The 16,630-nt window shown below is 71.9% G+C and carries 20 protein-coding genes; 8 read left to right on the forward strand and 12 right to left on the reverse strand.

The features are described 5' to 3' along the window. Positions 1–15: 15 nt before the first annotated feature. The 6 genes from ACRAKJ_RS41830 (at position 16) to ACRAKJ_RS41855 (ending at position 5,794) form a co-directional block, all read left to right on the forward strand. Positions 16–1,542 (forward strand): protein kinase family protein, encoded by a 1,527-nt coding sequence (locus tag ACRAKJ_RS41830; RefSeq protein ID WP_438921095.1) that lies wholly within the window; start codon positions 16–18, stop codon positions 1,540–1,542. A gap of 118 nt (positions 1,543–1,660) precedes the next feature. Further along, entirely contained in the window at positions 1,661–2,278 is a 618-nt protein-coding gene (gene sigM / locus ACRAKJ_RS41835; RefSeq protein ID WP_438921094.1) for an RNA polymerase sigma factor SigM, read from the forward strand. Then, entirely contained in the window at positions 2,275–3,033 is a 759-nt protein-coding gene (locus ACRAKJ_RS41840; RefSeq protein WP_438921093.1) for an anti-sigma factor family protein, read from the forward strand. Before sigM ends, ACRAKJ_RS41840 begins: the two co-directional genes overlap by 4 nt. A 96-nt stretch (positions 3,034–3,129) precedes the next feature. After that, positions 3,130–4,125: a thioredoxin-disulfide reductase gene (gene trxB / locus ACRAKJ_RS41845; RefSeq protein ID WP_438921092.1), complete on the forward strand. Its 996-nt coding sequence runs from the start codon at positions 3,130–3,132 to the stop codon at positions 4,123–4,125. Positions 4,126–4,151: 26 nt separating this feature from the next. Then, a complete protein-coding gene (gene trxA / locus ACRAKJ_RS41850; RefSeq protein ID WP_306744122.1) occupies positions 4,152–4,478 on the forward strand; it encodes a thioredoxin in 327 nt (108 codons plus the stop codon). A 173-nt stretch (positions 4,479–4,651) separates the two neighbouring features. Then, a complete protein-coding gene (locus ACRAKJ_RS41855; protein WP_438921091.1) occupies positions 4,652–5,794 on the forward strand; it encodes an N-acetylmuramoyl-L-alanine amidase in 1,143 nt (380 codons plus the stop codon). A 4-nt stretch (positions 5,795–5,798) separates the two neighbouring features. Here ACRAKJ_RS41855 and ACRAKJ_RS41860 read toward each other — a convergent pair whose 3' ends face one another. From ACRAKJ_RS41860 to ACRAKJ_RS41870, 3 genes are all read right to left on the reverse strand, one after another. Continuing rightward, positions 5,799–6,023 carry a hypothetical protein gene (locus tag ACRAKJ_RS41860; protein ID WP_438921090.1) on the reverse strand — a complete coding sequence of 75 codons (225 nt, stop codon included), beginning with the start codon at positions 6,021–6,023 and terminating at the stop codon, positions 5,799–5,801. Between the two features lie 42 nt (positions 6,024–6,065). Then, a complete protein-coding gene (locus tag ACRAKJ_RS41865; RefSeq protein ID WP_438921089.1) occupies positions 6,066–6,812 on the reverse strand; it encodes a metalloregulator ArsR/SmtB family transcription factor in 747 nt (248 codons plus the stop codon). Between the two features lie 130 nt (positions 6,813–6,942). Beyond that, positions 6,943–7,584, reverse strand: a complete 642-nt coding sequence (locus ACRAKJ_RS41870) for a GNAT family N-acetyltransferase (protein WP_438921088.1) — start codon at positions 7,582–7,584, stop codon at positions 6,943–6,945. Positions 7,585–7,727: 143 nt separating this feature from the next. On the opposite strand from ACRAKJ_RS41870, the gene ACRAKJ_RS41875 reads away from it, so the two are divergent. Next, the gene (locus ACRAKJ_RS41875; RefSeq protein WP_438921087.1) at positions 7,728–9,047 is read left to right on the forward strand and encodes an aminotransferase class I/II-fold pyridoxal phosphate-dependent enzyme; all 1,320 of its coding nucleotides are present in this window, start codon (positions 7,728–7,730) and stop codon (positions 9,045–9,047) included. A 76-nt stretch (positions 9,048–9,123) separates the two neighbouring features. Then, positions 9,124–10,068, forward strand: a complete 945-nt coding sequence (locus ACRAKJ_RS41880; protein ID WP_438921086.1) for a D-alanine--D-alanine ligase — start codon at positions 9,124–9,126, stop codon at positions 10,066–10,068. 85 nt (positions 10,069–10,153) lie between these two features. Here the strand turns inward: ACRAKJ_RS41880 and ACRAKJ_RS41885 are convergent, their stop codons facing one another. From ACRAKJ_RS41885 to rpmH, 9 genes are all read right to left on the reverse strand, one after another. After that, positions 10,154–11,134 carry a ParB/RepB/Spo0J family partition protein gene (locus ACRAKJ_RS41885; RefSeq protein WP_438921085.1) on the reverse strand — a complete coding sequence of 327 codons (981 nt, stop codon included), beginning with the start codon at positions 11,132–11,134 and terminating at the stop codon, positions 10,154–10,156. Then, entirely contained in the window at positions 11,131–12,039 is a 909-nt protein-coding gene (locus tag ACRAKJ_RS41890; protein WP_438921131.1) for an AAA family ATPase, read from the reverse strand. The genes ACRAKJ_RS41885 and ACRAKJ_RS41890 overlap by 4 nt, the downstream gene beginning before the upstream one ends. Positions 12,040–12,211: 172 nt before the next feature. After that, entirely contained in the window at positions 12,212–12,889 is a 678-nt protein-coding gene (gene rsmG, locus ACRAKJ_RS41895; RefSeq protein WP_438921084.1) for a 16S rRNA (guanine(527)-N(7))-methyltransferase RsmG, read from the reverse strand. A gap of 154 nt (positions 12,890–13,043) precedes the next feature. Further along, on the reverse strand, positions 13,044–13,502 hold the full coding sequence (locus tag ACRAKJ_RS41900) for an NUDIX domain-containing protein (RefSeq protein WP_438921083.1): 459 nt from the start codon (positions 13,500–13,502) through the stop codon (positions 13,044–13,046). A gap of 103 nt (positions 13,503–13,605) precedes the next feature. Beyond that, a complete protein-coding gene (locus tag ACRAKJ_RS41905) occupies positions 13,606–14,148 on the reverse strand; it encodes a R3H domain-containing nucleic acid-binding protein (RefSeq protein WP_438921082.1) in 543 nt (180 codons plus the stop codon). A gap of 18 nt (positions 14,149–14,166) precedes the next feature. After that, on the reverse strand, positions 14,167–15,285 hold the full coding sequence (gene yidC / locus ACRAKJ_RS41910; RefSeq protein WP_438921081.1) for a membrane protein insertase YidC: 1,119 nt from the start codon (positions 15,283–15,285) through the stop codon (positions 14,167–14,169). A gap of 3 nt (positions 15,286–15,288) precedes the next feature. Next, positions 15,289–15,573, reverse strand: coding sequence for a membrane protein insertion efficiency factor YidD (yidD, locus tag ACRAKJ_RS41915; RefSeq protein WP_438921080.1), 285 nt, complete (start codon positions 15,571–15,573; stop codon positions 15,289–15,291). Continuing rightward, a complete protein-coding gene (gene rnpA / locus ACRAKJ_RS41920) occupies positions 15,570–15,932 on the reverse strand; it encodes a ribonuclease P protein component (RefSeq protein ID WP_438921079.1) in 363 nt (120 codons plus the stop codon). Before rnpA ends, yidD begins: the two co-directional genes overlap by 4 nt. 13 nt (positions 15,933–15,945) lie before the next feature. After that, positions 15,946–16,089: a 50S ribosomal protein L34 gene (gene rpmH, locus ACRAKJ_RS41925; protein WP_073897783.1), complete on the reverse strand. Its 144-nt coding sequence runs from the start codon at positions 16,087–16,089 to the stop codon at positions 15,946–15,948. Between the last annotated feature and the right edge of the window lie 541 nt (positions 16,090–16,630).

Here is a 16,630-nt window from a genome sequence, read left to right on the forward strand (position 1 = left end):
CGTACCCTCGGCCCCGTGAGCAGCGGCCCGATCCAGAACACCTCGCTGGTGCCCGGCGGGGTGATCGGCGACGGCCGCTACCGGTTGCTGGCCCAGGCCGGCGCCGACCGGCGGTGCGACGCGCAGCTGTGGCGCGCCCGGGACGGGCAGCTCAACCGGGACGTGGCGCTGACCATCCTGGTGGGCAACCCGGCGGACCACACCGCGGCGGCCCGCGCGAAGCGGACCGCGGAACGCGCCATGCACGCGTCCAGCTTCACCCACCCCGGCGTCGCCCGGGTCATCGACGTGTTGACCCCCGGGGCGGGGATCAAGCTCGACGAGGGCATCCTCGGCATGGTCGTGGCCGAGTGGACCCGGGGCACCGACCTGATGGAGCTGGTCGCCGCGGGCCCGCTGGCCGCGGGCGCGGCGACCCGGCTGCTGGAGCCGCTGGGCGCGGCGATCGAGGGCGCGCACCACGCCGGCCTGGTGCTGGGCGCGGACCACCCGCAGCGCATCCGGGTCACCCCCGACGGCCGGTTGCGGCTCGCGTTCCCCGGCCCCCGGCCGGACGCCATCGCCCGCGACGACGTCAAGGGCCTCGGCGCGGTCCTCTACCTGCTGCTCACCGGCCGGTGGGCGCTGCCGGGCGGCCCGGAGAACGTGCCCGTGGCCCCCACCGGGCCGGACGGCGCCGTGGTCGCCCCGAGCGCGCTGCACCCGTACGTGCCGCACGAGCTGTCGTCGGTGGCCGTGCGCAGCCTGGAGGACACCAGCGTCGGCGGCATCCGGACCAGCGCGGCGATCCTCCAGGTGCTCGACCAGATCTCGCGCTCCGAGGCGGAGACCGCGCTGATCCAGCCGGTGAACGACGCCGCGGACGACGGCGCGGTGTGGACCACGCAGCGGCCGGCGCGCGGCAAGGAGCACAACCGCAAGCTGATGATCAGCGTGGCCCTGCTGGCCGTGGCGACGCTCGCGGTGATCGCGTGGCTGGGCGTGCAGATCGTGAGCTTCTTCAGCGACGAGCCGTCCGGCACCGGCGGCCCGACCGTGGTCATCGGCCAGTCCAACACGCCGGGCGCGAGCGGCCAGCCCGCCCCGCCGGCGCCGCAGCCGGCCGGTCCGGTGCAGCCCGCGTCGGTCGGCGTCTACGACGTGACGAACCAGCCCGACAACGCCAACCGGGCGAACCGGGCCGTGGACAACAACCCGACCACGGTGTGGCAGACGGAGAACTACTTCCAGCCGTTCCCGGCGCTCAAGCCGGGCATCGGCCTGATGGCCGGGTTCGCCGAACCGGTGAAGCTGGCCTCGGTCACGGTCACCTCGCCCAGCGAGGGCACGGTCGTGGAGATCCGGGTGGCGGGCGCCGACGGCGTGCCGCTGGAGGAGACCAAGGTCATCGCGACCGCGACGCTGTCGGCGGGGCAGACGCAGATCCAGCTCAACGACCACGAGCCGACCCAGCACCTGCTGGTGTGGGTGACGAAGCTGGCGGGCAGCGGCAAGAACAACCGGTCGGAGGTCGCGGAGCTCGTCTACACCCGCGCCCAGTGACCCGTCCGCGCCCGTCCGCGGTGACCCGTTCGCGGTGACCGCCGACACCCCCGGTGACGTCGCGGTGCCCGGAACGGGTGATCGGACCGGCACCGGGCAGGACCGATAAGCTCCGCGCGTGACCGCCGCAGCCAGCTCGGACGCAGACCTCATCGCGGCGCACGCCGCGGGTGACCCGCATGCCTTCTCCGAGCTGGTGCGCAGGCACCGGGACCGGATGTGGGCGGTGGCGTTGCGCACGCTCCGGGACCCGGAGGAAGCGGCCGACGCGCTCCAGGAGGCGTTCATCTCCGCGTTCCGCGCGGCGGCGAGCTTCCGGGCCGAGTCGCAGGTCACGACGTGGCTGCACCGAATAGTCGTGAACGCCTGCCTGGACCGGATGCGCCGGAGACAGACCAGGCCGACCGTGCCGCTGCCGGAGGCCGGCCCCGGCGAGCCGGTCTCGCCGCGGGACGCCATGGCCGAGCGGGAGACCCGCCTGGTCGTGCAGGAGGCCCTGAACGAGCTGCCCGAGGAGCAGCGCGCGCCGATCCTCCTGGTCGACGTCGAGGGCTACTCGGTGGCGGAGACCGCGCAGATGCTCGGCATCGCGGAGGGAACCGTGAAGTCGCGGTGCGCGCGCGGACGCGCGAAGCTCGCCAAAGTTCTGGGTCACCTCCGGAACCGGGGTGCAGATGCGAACGTCCCAGGGAGCGATGTGCAGGTGCAACAGGGACGTCAGTTGGAGGAACGATGAGCGGCAATGTGCGGCGTTCCGGGCCGCCGTGGTCCGTCGACCTGCTGGCTGACCTGCACGCGGGCGCGTTGGACCCGCGGACCGAGGCCGAGCTGCGGCCACTGGTCGAGAACGACCCCGAGGCGCGCGAGGTCCTGGCCGCCCTGGACGCCACCCTGGCCGACCTGCGCGACCTGCCGCCCATCCCGATGCCGCGCGCGGTGGCCGACCGGATCGACGCGGCCCTGGCCGCCGAGGCACGCCCGACCGCTCGCGAGAGCGCTCCCGTCGCCCCCGTGGTCGACCTCGCCGCCGCCAGGGCCAAGCGCGCCAAGCGCCTCGGCTGGGGCGCGGGCGTCGTCGTGGCCGCCGCGGCGGCCGTCGGCATCGCCGTGCTGACCGTCCCCCGGGACAACTCCGCCGACGACGGCGGCGGCAACCAGGCGCAGCCGGGCGACACGCCGAACTCGCAGGTCTCGGCACCGCTCGCGGTCAAGGGCCAGGAGTTCGGCCCGGTCTTCGGCGACGTGCTCAAGGCGCAGAACTACGGCCCGCTGGAGAACCAGGACAAGCTGAGCGGCTGCCTCCGGGGCGCGAACATCACGGCGGGCAAGCCGATCGGGGTCAGCCCCATCACGCTGGACGAACGACCGGCCGTGATGGCGATCCTGCCGGGCGGCAAGCCGGGCGCGTACCGGATCGTCGTGGTCGACCCCGGCACGTGCGGACCGGACAACCCGGACGGCGTCCTGGCGAACAGCACGATCGAGCCGTAGCCCACCTCACCCCGGCGGGCAGGAATTACCTGGCCCTACGATCCGTTGGACGAAGAGCCCGCCGGGAACCCCGGCGGGACGACTAACGGAGGTCGTGTGGTGTCGGACGTTCGGAACCTGATCGTCGTGGGATCGGGGCCCGCCGGGTACACCGCGGGCGTCTACGCGGCGCGCGCGCAGCTCGAACCGCTCGTGTTCGAGGGTTCGCAGTACGGCGGCGCGCTGATGACCACCACCGAGGTCGAGAACTACCCCGGCTTCCGCGACGGCATCATGGGCCCCGACCTCATGGAGCAGATGCGCGAGCAGGCCAAGCGCTTCGGCGCCGAGCTGCGGGCCGAGGACGTCGAGGAGCTGGAGCTCGACGGGCCGGTGAAGTACGTCACCGCCAACGGCACGCGGTACGCGGCGCGCGCGGTCGTGCTCGCCATGGGCGCGGCGGCCCGCTACCTGCACGTCCCCGGTGAGCAGGAGCTGCTCGGCCGCGGCGTGTCGGCCTGCGCCACCTGCGACGGCTTCTTCTTCCGCGACCAGGACATCGCGGTCATCGGCGGCGGCGACTCGGCGATGGAGGAGGCCACCTTCCTCACCAAGTTCGCCCGGTCGGTGACGATCGTCCACCGCCGCGAGGAGTTCCGCGCCTCGAAGATCATGCTGGAGCGGGCGCGCGCCAACGAGAAGATCAAGTGGCTGCTCAACGCCGAGGTCGTCGAGGTGCTGGGCGAGGGCTCGGTGTCGGGCGTGAAGACCCGCGACACGCGGACCGGCGAGGAGACCACCCACCCGTTCACCGGCTTCTTCGTCGCGATCGGCCACGACCCGCGCAGCTCCCTGGTCAAGGGCCAGGTCGAGCTGGACGGCGAGGGCTACGTGCTGACCAAGGGCCGCAGCAGCCACACCGGCGTCGACGGCGTGTTCGCCGCGGGTGACCTCGTCGACCGCACGTACCGCCAGGCCATCACCGCCGCCGGGTCGGGCTGCTCCGCCGCGATCGACGCGGAGCGCTGGCTCGCCGAGCACGGCGTCGCCCAGGCCGAGGTGTCCGCCGAGCACGTGGGCGGCGGCTACGGCGAGCCCGTCACCACCAGCTGACCCCACCCCCCAAGAGGAGATACGCAATGGCAGGCTCCACCGTGGTCACGTCCGCCCAGACGTTCGCCGACGACGTTCTGACCAGCGAGAAGCCCGTCCTGGTCGACTTCTGGGCGACCTGGTGCGGCCCGTGCAAGATGGTCGCCCCCGTCCTGGAGGAGATCGCCGCCGAGCACGCCGAGAAGATCACCGTCGCGAAGCTCGACATCGACGCCAACCCGTCGATCGCCCGCGACTACCAGATCATGTCGGTGCCGACCATGATCCTGTTCCAGGGCGGTCGCCCGGTGAAGCAGATCGTGGGCGCCAAGCCGAAGGCCGCGCTGCTGAACGACCTCGCCGACGTGCTCTGACGTGCAACCCGTAAGGGTGAGCCGTCCGTCTTCCCGGAAGACGGACGGCTCACTCGTACGGGGAGTCGCGCGCACTGCCAGTAGCCCTGCGAGTGGCATCCGCGTGAGCAAGGCACAATGGGGCGTCAAGTTCAACGTCGACGCGTGTCGGCGCCTAAGTGAGCGAGGGGTGCATGCTGCTACTCCGCCGCGGGGACTTCGGTCCGGACGTCGCCGAGGTCAGGGCGACCCTGACGAAACTCGGTCTGCTGTCCGACCCGCAGCCGTCGCAGGTCTTCGACCTACCGGTCGAGCACGCCGTGCGAGCGTTCCAGCAGCAGCGGGGTCTCATCACCGACGGCCTGGTCGGCCCCGCCACCTACCGCGCGCTGCGCGACGCGACCTACCGCCTCGGTGACCGGCCGCTGGCGTTCCTGATGGCGCAGCCGGTGACCGGCGACGACGTGTCCGCCCTCCAGGAGCGGCTGCTGGAGCTGGGCTACGACGCGGGCCGCGCCAACGGCGAGTTCGGTCAGCAGACCGAGCAGGCGCTGCGCAGCTTCCAGCGCGACTACGGCCTGATCGTCGACGGCATGTGCGGTCCCGACACGGTGCGCGCGCTGCGCCAGCTCCAGCCGAAGGTCCGGGGCGGGCGACCGGTGTTCCTGCGCGAGCAGGAGCGCGTGCGCCGGGCCGGTCCGCGGCTGTCCGGCAAGCGGATCATCATCGACCCCGGGCACGGCGGCGACGACCGGGGCGTGGTCGTCGACGGCGTGTCCGAGGCCGACGTGATGCTGGACCTGGCCCGCCTGCTGGAGGGCAAGATGGCGGCCACCGGCATGGAGGCCCTGCTCACCCGGGGCCCGAACAACAACCCGGACGAGGGCGAGCGGGCCCGGTTCGCCAACGAGGCGGGCGCGGACCTGATCCTGTCGCTGCACAGCGACGCCAACCGCTCCCCGCTGGCCTCGGGCGTGGCCAGCTTCCACTTCGGCACGGGCAACGGCACGTCGTCCACGGTCGGCGAGGCGCTGGCGGGCTACATCCAGCGCGAGATCGTCGCCCGCACGGGCCTGAAGGACTGCGGCACCCACCCCAAGACGTGGGACATGCTGCGGATGACCCGCTGCACGGCCGTGCGCGTCGAGGTGGGCTACCTGACCAACCCGGGGGACCGGCAGCGACTGGCGAACCCGTCGTTCCGGGACGTCGTCGCCGAGGGCGTCCTGGTGGCCGTGAAGCGCCTCTACCTGCTCGGCAAGGACGACCAGCCCACCGGCACGTTCACCCTGGACGACCTCATGCGGCACGAGGTCGCCACCGGCCAGGCCCGCTAGCCCCTCACCAGCCGACCAGCGCGTCCAGCACCTCGGCGACGGCGTCCTCGTCGTCCCCGCGGTTCTGGGCGCGCAGGTCGAGCATCAGGTCGGTCAGCTCGTCGACCAGCAGGTCGGTCCCCATGCCCCGCTCCCGCCAGTGCGCCAGCACGGCCCTGATGCGCCCGAAGTCCCGCCTGCCCTCGATCTCGGCGAGCACGGCCCGCTGGATCTCCGTCCCCGTGTCCACGGACCGCATCTTATTGATCTTGGCCCGTGCTGTCCGCAGGCCCTAGACGGGCATCTCCCACGGGATGCCGGACAGCACGCGGCCGGTCTCCAGCAGGGACTTCAGGTTGGACAGCACCGCGGGCCAGCCCTGGGCGACCTGGGCGCGCCCGGTGTCGTCCAGCCCGGCGTGCGTCACGGTGAGCCGCACGATGTCCTGGTAGGGCTGCACCAGGAACGTCACGGTCGAGGTGGACTCCTCGTCGGCCGGGTCCACCCACGACGCGACCAGGCGGCGCGGCGGGTCGGCCTCCAGGACCACGCCCACGACGTCGTCCACGCCCGAGCCGTCGGCGCGGCGGTGCGCCCAGGTGGACCCCACCCGCCAGTCGGAGACGTTGTGGTGCCCCCAGTAGGTCGCGGTCAGGTCCGCGTCCGTGAGTGCCTCCCAGACCCGTTCCGGGGTGCTCTCGATGTAGGTGACGTACACGAAATCCGGCTTCACCGGTTCCTCCGCTCGTCGTTTCACGTCCGCGAGCAGCCGCAGGCGCGGCCGCTCGAACTTGTCGATCCACCGCTCCTGCACCTCGTGCAGCGGCACGGGGTTGAGGTAGTGCAGCTTCTCCCGGCCGCGGCGGACCGTCGTGACGAGGTTCGCGGCCTCCAGCACGGCCAGGTGCTGCGTGACCGACTGCCTGGCCATGCCGAGCCGTGCGCACAGCTCGCCCAGCGTCTGCCCGTTCTCCGCGTGCAACCGGTCGAGCAGGTGGCGGCGGGTCCGGTCCGCCAGCGCCTTGAACACCTCGTCCACGGGGCGGAACAATATGCAGGCATTTACCTGCATGTCAACGTGCGGTGGGAGAACCGCAGGTCAGGGCGGGAATCAGGTGGGACGGGGACCATCCCGGACCGGGCTGGGCCGGGATGGAGCGGGGCCGGGATCAGGCGGGGCGGAAGCTCGGTTCGGCCATCGTGTTCGTCACCGTGACCGAGCTGAGCAGCCGCTCCAGCGCCGCCTCCACGTCTTCCTGCCAGGAGGACGCGCTGCGCAGCTCCAGCCGGAGCCGGGGCCAGCGGGGGTGGGGGCGCACGGTCTTGAAGCCGAGCTGGAGCAGGAAGTCGGCGGGCGTCACGCAGCGCCGGTCGTCGCCGTTGTCGGGCTGGTTGTCGCCGAACGCCTCGACGGCCTTCACGCCGCGCCGGGTGAGGTCCTTCGCCACGTTCTGCACCAGCACCCGGCCGAGGCCGCCGCCGCGGAACTCCGGCAGCACCTCCAGGCCGGTCATCAGCACGGCGTCGGCGCTGACGGGGGAGGTGGGGAAGGCGAGCGAGCGGGGCACGGCGGCCGGCGGCGCGTAGAACACGGAACCAGCGGGGATGCCGTCGCAGTAGATGATCCGACCGCAGGAACCCCACTCCAGCAGCACGCTGGAGACCCAGGCTTCCTTCTCGAACTCGGTGTCGCCGAACTCCTCGGCCTGTTCCTTCAGGTGCGGCGCCAGCTCCCAGTACACGCAGGTGCGGCTGTGCTTGGAGAGGTGCTCCAGGTTGTCCAAGGTGACGCCTACCACGCGACGCGACACCCGTACCTCCAAGCCCCCGGACGTTACCCCTACGAGGATAGGCGGAGTGGACCCCGGCCCGGAAGCCGGATGCCCCGAACGGGACGGCGGTTACACTCGTGCGGGAACCAACCCGCCGGTAACAGCCACCTACGGAGTTCCCCGTGAACCTACCCGGACAGCCCCCCAAGCAGGGCCCGCGAAGCCTCGACCCCCACCTGCGCCGGTACGCGGCGCGGACGGCGGGCATGACGGCATCCGAGATCCGGGCGCTCTTCGCGGTGGCGAGCCGACCCGAGGTGGTGTCCCTGGCGGGGGGGATGCCGCACCTCGCGGCACTGCCGCTCGACTCGCTCTCGGCCGAGGTCGGCCGGCTCATCGCCCAGGACGGCCTGGTCGCGCTCCAGTACGGCAGCGCGCAGGGCATCCCGGAGCTGCGCGAGCAGATCTGCGACGTGATGGCGCTGGAGGGCATCAACGCCCACCCGGACGACGTGGTCGTCACCGTCGGCTCGCAGATGGGCCTGGACATGGTGACCCGGATCTTCTGCGACCCGGGCGACGTGGTGCTCGCCGAGGGCCCGTCCTACGTCGGCGCCCTGGGGTCCTTCTCGGCCTACCAGGCGCAGGTCGTGCACGTGGGCATGGACGCGGACGGCCTGGTGCCGGAGAACCTGCGCGAGGCCATCGCGTCCGTCGAGCGCACGGGCCGCCGGATCAAGTTCCTCTACACGATCCCCAACTTCCACAACCCCGCCGGCGTGACGCTCGCCGTGGCCCGGCGCGCCGAGGTGCTGGAGATCTGCCGGCGGCACGGCATCCTCGTGGTCGAGGACAACCCGTACGGCCTGCTGGGCTTCGACGGCACGACGTACCCGGCGCTGCGGTCGACCGACCCGGACAACGTGGTGTACCTCGGTTCGTTCTCCAAGACGTTCGCCGCGGGCCTGCGGGTCGGCTGGGTGCTCGCGCCGCACGCGGTGCGGGAGAAGCTGGTGCTGGCCGCCGAGTCGGCCACGCTGTGCCCGCCCACGCTCAACCAGATGGTCGTGTCGCGGTACCTGGCGACGCACGACTGGAAGGGCCAGGTCAAGACCTACCGCGAGGCGTACCGGGAGCGGCGCGACGCCGCCGTCTCGGCGCTGGAGCAGCACATGCCGCTTGGTTCCACGTGGAACAAGCCCAACGGCGGGTTCTACGTGTGGGTCACCGTGCCCGAGGGCGTCGACACCAAGGCGATGCTGCCCCGGGCCATCACCCAGCGCGTCGCGTACGCGTCGGGCACCGGTTTCTACGCCGACGGCCTGGGCAGCCGCCAGCTGCGCATCTCGTACTGCTACCCGACGCCCGACCGCATCCGCGAGGGCGTGCGGCGGCTGGCGAACGTCATCAAGGACGAGATGGAGCTGCACGAGACGTTCGGCCCCACCGGGCCGGGCCGCGCCGTGCAGGGACCGCAGAACCCGTCGCCCGACACCGCCTGAGCCCCGGCCCCTTCCGAGGCCGACACCACCCGAGCCGGCCCGTGAGGTCCGGCACCGCCTGAGCAGGAGTAGTGAGTTGACCGACCGCTGGGTCGCAGTGCTGTCCGGTGGCCTTTCGCACGAGCGGGAGGTGTCCCTGCGGTCCGGTCGCAGGTTGTCGGCCGCCCTGCGCTCGGCGGGCCTGGTCGTGGAGGAGTGGGACGCCGACGCCCAGCTCCTCGCCCGGCTGAAGGAGCACCGGCCGGACGCCGTCGTGGTGGCGCTGCACGGCGGCGAGGGCGAGAACGGGTCCGTGCAGACCCTCCTGGAGATGCTCGGCGTGCCGTTCGTCGGCACGGACTCGCGCGCGTGCCGCCGGGCGTGGGACAAGCCGACCGCGAAGGGCGAGCTGGCCCGCGCCGGGCTCACCACGCCGGAGTGGGCCGTGCTGCCGCACGCGACGTTCCGGGAGCTGGGCGCGCAGCCGGTGCTGGACGCGCTGGTCGACCGGCTCGGGCTGCCGCTGATGCTCAAGCCCGACCAGGGCGGTTCGGCGCTGGGTGCCCGGGTGGTCCGGGACGCGGCCGACCTGCCCACCGCGATGGTCGCCTGCCTGGCGTACGGGGACACCGTGCTCGCCGAGCGGTACGTGGAGGGCGTCGAGGTGGCCGTGGCGGTCGTCGACGGGCCGGACGGTGCGTACGCGCTGCCGCCGGTGGAGATCGTGCCGGAGAACGGCGTGTACGACTACACCGCCCGCTACACGGCGGGGCTGACCGACTTCCACGCGCCGGCGCGGCTGGACGAGAAGGCGGCGCGGGCGGTGGGGGAGCTGGCGGTGTCGGCGCACCGGCTGCTGGGTCTGCGCGACGTGTCGCGGACCGACGCGGTCGTGGCGGCCGACGGCTCGGTCCACTTCCTCGAAGTGAACGTGTCGCCGGGGCTGACCGAGACCTCGCTGCTGCCGATGGCGGTGGAGGCGGCCGGGAAGTCGCTCGGCGAGATCTACGCGGGGCTGGTCGAGCGAGCCATGAGCCGCTGAGAAGCCCTACCTACGAGGTGACGGCCCGTGTCCTTCTGGACGCGGGCCGTCATCGTCACCGTGACATAAGTGCCTGGGGTGATCCCTAGTCGCCCACTCGTGTCCGATTTGTCGTTTCCGGCGACATGAGCTGGATGATGCGTTCCAGGTCGTCGACCGAGCCGAACTCGACGACGATCCGGCCCTTCCGCTGCCCCAGTTCGACCTTCACGCGGGTGTCGAAGTTGTCCGACAGCCGCTCGGCCAACTCCTGGAGGCCCGGCGCCTGCATCGGCTTGCGCCGCGCCTGCTTCGCCTTCGCGGGCTCGGCGCCCTTGGCGAGGGTGACCGCCTCCTCGGTCGCGCGGACCGACATGCCCTCCGCGACGATCCGGGTCGCCAGGTCCTCCTGCACGCCCGCGTCCTCCAGACCGAGCAGCGCGCGGGCGTGCCCGGCGGACAGGACGCCCGCCGCGACCCGCCGCTGCACGGGGAGGGGGAGCTTCAGCAGCCGGATCGTGTTGGTGACGACCGGGCGGCTGCGGCCGATCCGGTCGGCCAGCTCCTCGTGCGTGACGCCGAACTCCTGGAGCAGCTGCTGGTAGGCCGCCGCCTCCTCCAGCGGGTTCAGCTGGACGCGGTGGATGTTCTCCAGCAGCGCGTCGCGCAGCATCACGTCGTCGGCGGTGTGCCGCACGATCGCCGGGATCGTCTTCAGCCCGGCGAGCTGGGTCGCGCGCCACCGCCGCTCGCCCATGACGAGCTCGTACGCGCCGGCGCTGATCTCGCGCACGACGATCGGCTGCATGAGGCCGAACTCGCGGATCGAGTGCTCCAGCTCGCGGAGCGCCTCCTCGTCGAAGACCTGCCGCGGCTGCTTCGGGTTGGTGCGGATCGAGGTGACCGGCAGCTCCTGGTACACCGCGCCCGCCACGTCCCCGGCGGGGGAGAGGTCCGGCGCGGGGGAGGAGGCCCTGCCGTTGGGGACGGCGCGGATCGGCGTGGGAGCCGGCGCACCCGGCGGGGGACCGCTCGGGATCAGGGCCGCGAGCCCGCGACCGAGGCCGCCCTTGCGCTGTTCCGTCATACCGACCCCATCCTCGCGCCGAACTCGGCGATCTCGCGTGCCGCGTCGAGGTAGCTCATCGCGCCCCGTGAGCCGGGATCGTAGGCGAGCACCGTCTGCCCGTACCCCGGCGCCTCGGAGACCTTCACGCTGCGGGGGATGACCGTCTTGAGCACCGTGTCGCCGAAGTGGCCGCGCACCTCGCTGGTCACCTGGTCGGCCAGCTTCGTGCGGCCGTCGTACATGGTGAGCAGGATGGTGGACACGCTGAGCGTCGGGTTCAGGTGCGCCTGCACCAGCTCGATGTTGCGGAGGAGCTGCCCGAGGCCCTCCAGGGCGTAGTACTCGCACTGGATCGGGATCAGCACCTCCTGCGCGGCGACCATCGCGTTGACGGTCAGCAGGCCGAGCGACGGCGGGCAGTCGATGAACACGTAGTCCGGCCTGATCGAGTCGAGCGCCTCCGGGCTCAGCGCCTCCTTGAGCCGGGACTCCCGGGCCACCATCGAGACCAGTTCGATCTCGGCGCCCGCGAGGTCGATCGTGGCGGGCACGCAGTAGAGGTTGGGGGAGGCGGTGCTCACCTGGGCGGCCTCGGCGACCGACATCTCACCGATCAGCACCTCGTAGACGGAGGGGGTGCCGGAGCGGTGCTCGACGGACAGCGCGGTGCTCGCGTTGCCCTGGGGGTCGAGGTCGATGACGAGGACCTTGAGCCCGTGGATCGCGAGGGCGGCGGCCAGGTTCACCGTGCTCGTCGTCTTGCCGACGCCGCCCTTCTGGTTCGCGACGACCATGACGCGGGGGCGGTCCGGGCGGGGGAGTTGGAGGGTGTCGGGGTGGAGGACGCGAGTAGCGCGTGCCGCTTCTTCCGCGATGGGGGTCCACACGGTGCTGTCTCCTGCCGGGTCCACGGTGTTGGCCAGACCTGCGCCGTGCTGCGCAGGGCGGAGGTCGTTGTTCGGAGGGAGGTCGTTCTCGGGGCGCGAGCGGTGCCGAGGGGGCGAGTCGTGCCGGGGGCGCGGATCGCGTTCGGGACCTGTTCCACGTGAAACAGCGGCCTCGCGGAACACCGGTTGCAGCGGGTCGGGGTTCACTTCACCGATCCTTCCTTCTGCGACGCGCGCCGTCACGGCGGCTCGCCTGCTCGTCGCGCTCCAGGAGCACGACGGTCGTCGGCACTTCGAGTACATCGCCGCCGCAGGAGGTGACGCGGGCCCGGGTGCCCCCGGCCCTGCGCACCGCCTCGGCGTCGCGTTCCACTTCTTCGGCGGCGCTCTCGCCCTTGAGGGCGACCAGGAGCCCGCCCGGCCTGAGCAGCGGCAGGCACCACCGCGCGAGGCGGTCGAGCGGGGCCACGGCGCGTGCCGTCACGACGTCGCTGTCGCCCAGCGCGTCGATCACCGGCTTCTCCTCGGCACGACCGCGGAGCACGGTGACGTCCAGGCCGAGCGCGTCGACGCACTCGGTCAGCCACGCCACGCGGCGCGCCATCGGCTCCAGGAGCGTCAGGTCGAGGTCCGGGCGCGCGATCGCCAGGGGGAGTCCCGGCAGTCCCGCGCCCGAGCCCACGTCCACGACCCGGCTCCCCTGGGGGAGCAGTTCCGCGACGACGGCCGAGTTGAGGACGTGGCGCTCCCAGAGGCGGTCGACCTCGCGCGGACCGATGAGACCGCGTTCGACGCCGTGCTCGGTGAGGAGTGCGGTGAAGGCGACCGCCTTGTCGTAGTGCTCACCGAACACGAGCCTCGCGCGGTCTTCCACCTCTTGAACCATGTCTCCGTCCGGGGCGTTTCACGTGAAACCACACATGCGACCGGTGTGGGTGATGGGGTTGGGCGTCTCGTCAGGGGGCGGCGCGCCCCGCGAGAAGTGCCGGTGCCCACTATGACGGATCACCCCGGCGACACGCCAAATCCCCGCCCGCGTTTCACGTGAAACTTGGGACACGGCCGTCCCGGGGCGCGGTGCGGAGGAGTTCGAGCGCGTAGTCGACCGACTCGACGCGGTCGAGCCCGGTCACCTCGTCGAGCGGGAACCACGCCGCCCGGTCCGTCGAACCGCCCACCTCGAAGGTGAGTTCGCCGCCGACCACGCGCGCCTCGTACATGATCCTGATGCGGTGGTAGTCGACCTCGACGCCGTCGCGCACCATCGGCCCGTGCGCGTTCTGGATGCCGAGCAGCCGGTCCACCTCCGCCCGGTAGCCGGTCTCCTCGAACACCTCGCGCACCACGGCGTCGTACGGGTCCTCGCCGTGGTCGAGCCCGCCGCCGGGGAGGATCCACCTCGGCCCGTCCGGACCGAGCCAGCGGGACAGGAGCAGTCGTCCGTCGTCGATGATGACGGCGTAGGCGGCGACGCGGAGGTTCCGCACGATCTCAGACATGCGGCGACCGTTTCACGTGAAACAGGTCGAGGGGAAGAGGACCGTGGTCAACGCGAACGGCCCCGGTCCCACAGGGGACCGGGGCCGTTCGGTGTTGCGAACCTCAGGGCTTGGGCAGCACCACGACGCGGCGCTGCGGCTCCTCGCCCTCGCTCTCGCTGTGCACGCCCGCCACGGCGGCGACGGCGTCGTGCACGACCTTGCGCTCGAACGGGGTCATCGGGTGCAGCCGCACCTTCTCACCGCTCGACAGCACCTTCTCCGCCGTCGTCCGCCCCAGCTCGGCCAGCTCGGCCCGCCGGCCCGCGCGCCACCCGGCGATGTCCAGCATGAGCCGGCTGCGGACGCCGGTCTCCTGCTGCACGGCGAGCCGGGTCAGCTCCTGGAGCGATTCCAGGACGGTACCCCGGGGACCGACCAGCTTCTCCAGGTCGTCACCACCGTCGATGCTCACGATCGCCCGGCCCGCCTCGACGTCGAGGTCGATGTCCCCGTCGTAGTCGAGCAGGTCGAGCAGCCGCTCCAGGTAGTCCCCCGCGATGTCGCCCTCCTGGACGAGCAGGTCCTCCGAGTTGCCCGACCGCACCGGCGGGGCCGCTTCGGCCTCCGGCGCGTCCACGTCGGCCGCCTGCAACGTCTCCGACACGATGTCTCCTCTCCAGGATCAGCGGCGCTTCTTGCCGCCACCCTGCTTCTTGCCCGCGGAACGGTCTGGGCTCAGACCGGGGATCTCGGTGGACGGCTTGGCGGTCCCGGTGGTGGGCTCGTCCGCCGCGTCCTGGGTCTTCGGCTCGGGCTGCGCGCCGGCCGGCTTGGCGCCCGCGGGCTTGATGCCGGCGGCCTTCGCGCTGACGCGCTTGGGGGCGGGGGGCTGCACGCCCTTGCCCGCCGGCTTCGCGCCGGCCTGCGGCTTCGCGCCGGGCTGCGGCTTGGCGCCCGGCCGCGGCTTCACGCCCGGCTTCGGCGCGAGCGCCTGGCGCTGCTCGATCGCCTCCGCCTTCTTCGCCTCTTCCTCGCGGTCGATGCGGTGGTACACGACGTACTGCTGGCCCAGCGTCCACGCGTTGTTGCTCAGCCAGTAGAGCAGGATCGCGACCGGGAAGAAGAGGCCACCGACGAGCACGCCGATCGGGAACAAGTACAGCGTCAGCTTGTTCATGATCGCGGTCTGCGGGTTGTCCGCCGCCGCCTGCGTCTGGCGGGCCACCGAGTGCCGCGCGGTGAAGTGCGTGGCGATCGACGCGATGATCATCAGCGGGATCGAGACCAGCAGCACGGCGTTGCGCGAGGTGGCGAACTGCTCCAGCTGGTCGGCCGGCATCGTGATGAACGTCGACAGGTTCGCGCCGAACAGCTTGGCGTTGACGAACGACTCGACGCCCTGGGCGTCGAAGAAGTACACCTCGCCCCAGCCGGGCCTGAACGAGCGCAGCACGTGGAACAGGCCGATGAACACCGGGATCTGCACCAGCATCGGCAGGCAGCCGCCGAGCGGGTTGACCCCGTGCTCGGACTGGAGCTTCTGCATCTCCTGCGCCTGGCGCTGCTTGTCGTTCGCGTACTTCTTCTTGATCTTCTGGAGCTCCGGCGCGAACTCCTGCATCTTGCGCATCGAGCGGACCTGGCCGACGAACGGCTTGAAGAGGATCGCGCGGAGCGTGAAGACGAGGAACACCACGGCCAGTGCCCACGCGAACCCGCTCGACTCGCCGAAGACGTGGCCGAACACCCAGTGCCAACACCACAGGATGAAGGACACCGGGTAGTAGATGAAGTTGAGCACTTGCTACTCCTCGGCAGGAAGGTCGGGGACCGCGTTCCGCGCGGGCGGGACCGGGTCCAGGCCACCAGGGTGCCAGGGTCCGCAGCGGCCCAGTCGACGCAGGGTCAACCAGGTACCGCGCAGCGCACCGTGGACGGTCAGCGCCTCCACCGCGTAGGTGCTGCAACTGGGGTGGAAGCGGCAGGTCGGTGGCAGCGCCGGTGAGATGAACTTCCGGTAGAAGCGCACCGGCAACAGCAGGGCCTTGGCGAGGGGACTCGCCTGGGAGGCCGCCTGGTGGGTCGTCATCGCAGCACCTTGCGCAGCGCCGCGTCGAGGTCGTGGCCGAGCTCGGCGCTGTTCGCATCGGCTGACGGTGCCAACGCGCGCACGACGAGGGAAGTTCCGGCGGGCAGCGAGGCGAGCCGGTCGCGGACCAGGTGGCGGAGCTTGCGGCTCACCCGGTGCCGGACGACGGAGTTGCCCACTGCTTTGCTCACGACGAAGCCCACCTTGGAGGTGTCCAAGGTGGGCTGCGCCGAGGTGTCACCGGCCTGGTCCGCCGTCAGGACGTGCACGACCAGCCGGGGCCGGCCCGCCCGGCGGCCTCGGCGGACCACCAGGCCGAAGTCCTGGCTGCGGGTCAGCCGGTTGGCCGCGGGGAGCACGGCGCTGCGGCGATCAGGCGGACAGCTGCTTGCGGCCCTTGCCACGGCGCGCGGCCAGGATGGCGCGACCCGCGCGGGTGCGCATGCGCAGCCGGAAACCGTGCGTCTTGGCACGGCGGCGGTTGTTGGGCTGGAAGGTGCGCTTACCCTTGCTCACGGTCGGACTCCCGGTGCTAACTGCCAAGCAGGTCTGTGGTCGTCCCCTGCCGATTCGTAGGCGCGCGAAGAGCACTCCGCGCGAGCGGGAGACGGTTACGAGGGTACGCAGCCCCGGGGGCGCTGTTCAAATCGGGGTCGTCGTCGAGGTGTCCGGCAGGGTGCCGGCGGGGTGTTCGGCGGGGTCCCGGCGGGCCCTCTCCGCAGGGGTGCGGCGGGCCTTCTCCGCGGGGGTGCGGGCGGGGCCGGCACCCGGGTGCGCTCCCCGGGTGCGGGCGGAAAGGACTTGCCCACCAGCGCGCCTTGTGGCAGCGCCCGCACCTTGTTAGCGTGCTGCCTTCGCGGGTAGGAGCGGGCCGGTGCGCCGCCGCCACGCAGACCGCAGGTGCTCGGAAAGCAACGGGGGGAGCCACTGCGCTCCGACGCGCGTTCGTGCACAGTTGTGGATAACTCTGTGGATGCCTCTATTCTCCGTGTCCACGTCGTGGAAGTCCCCGGGGACTGGCCGCGGAGAAGTACACCGAGGGGAGGGGAGCGCGGAG

The organism is Saccharothrix sp. DSM 118769 (assembly GCF_052936295.1).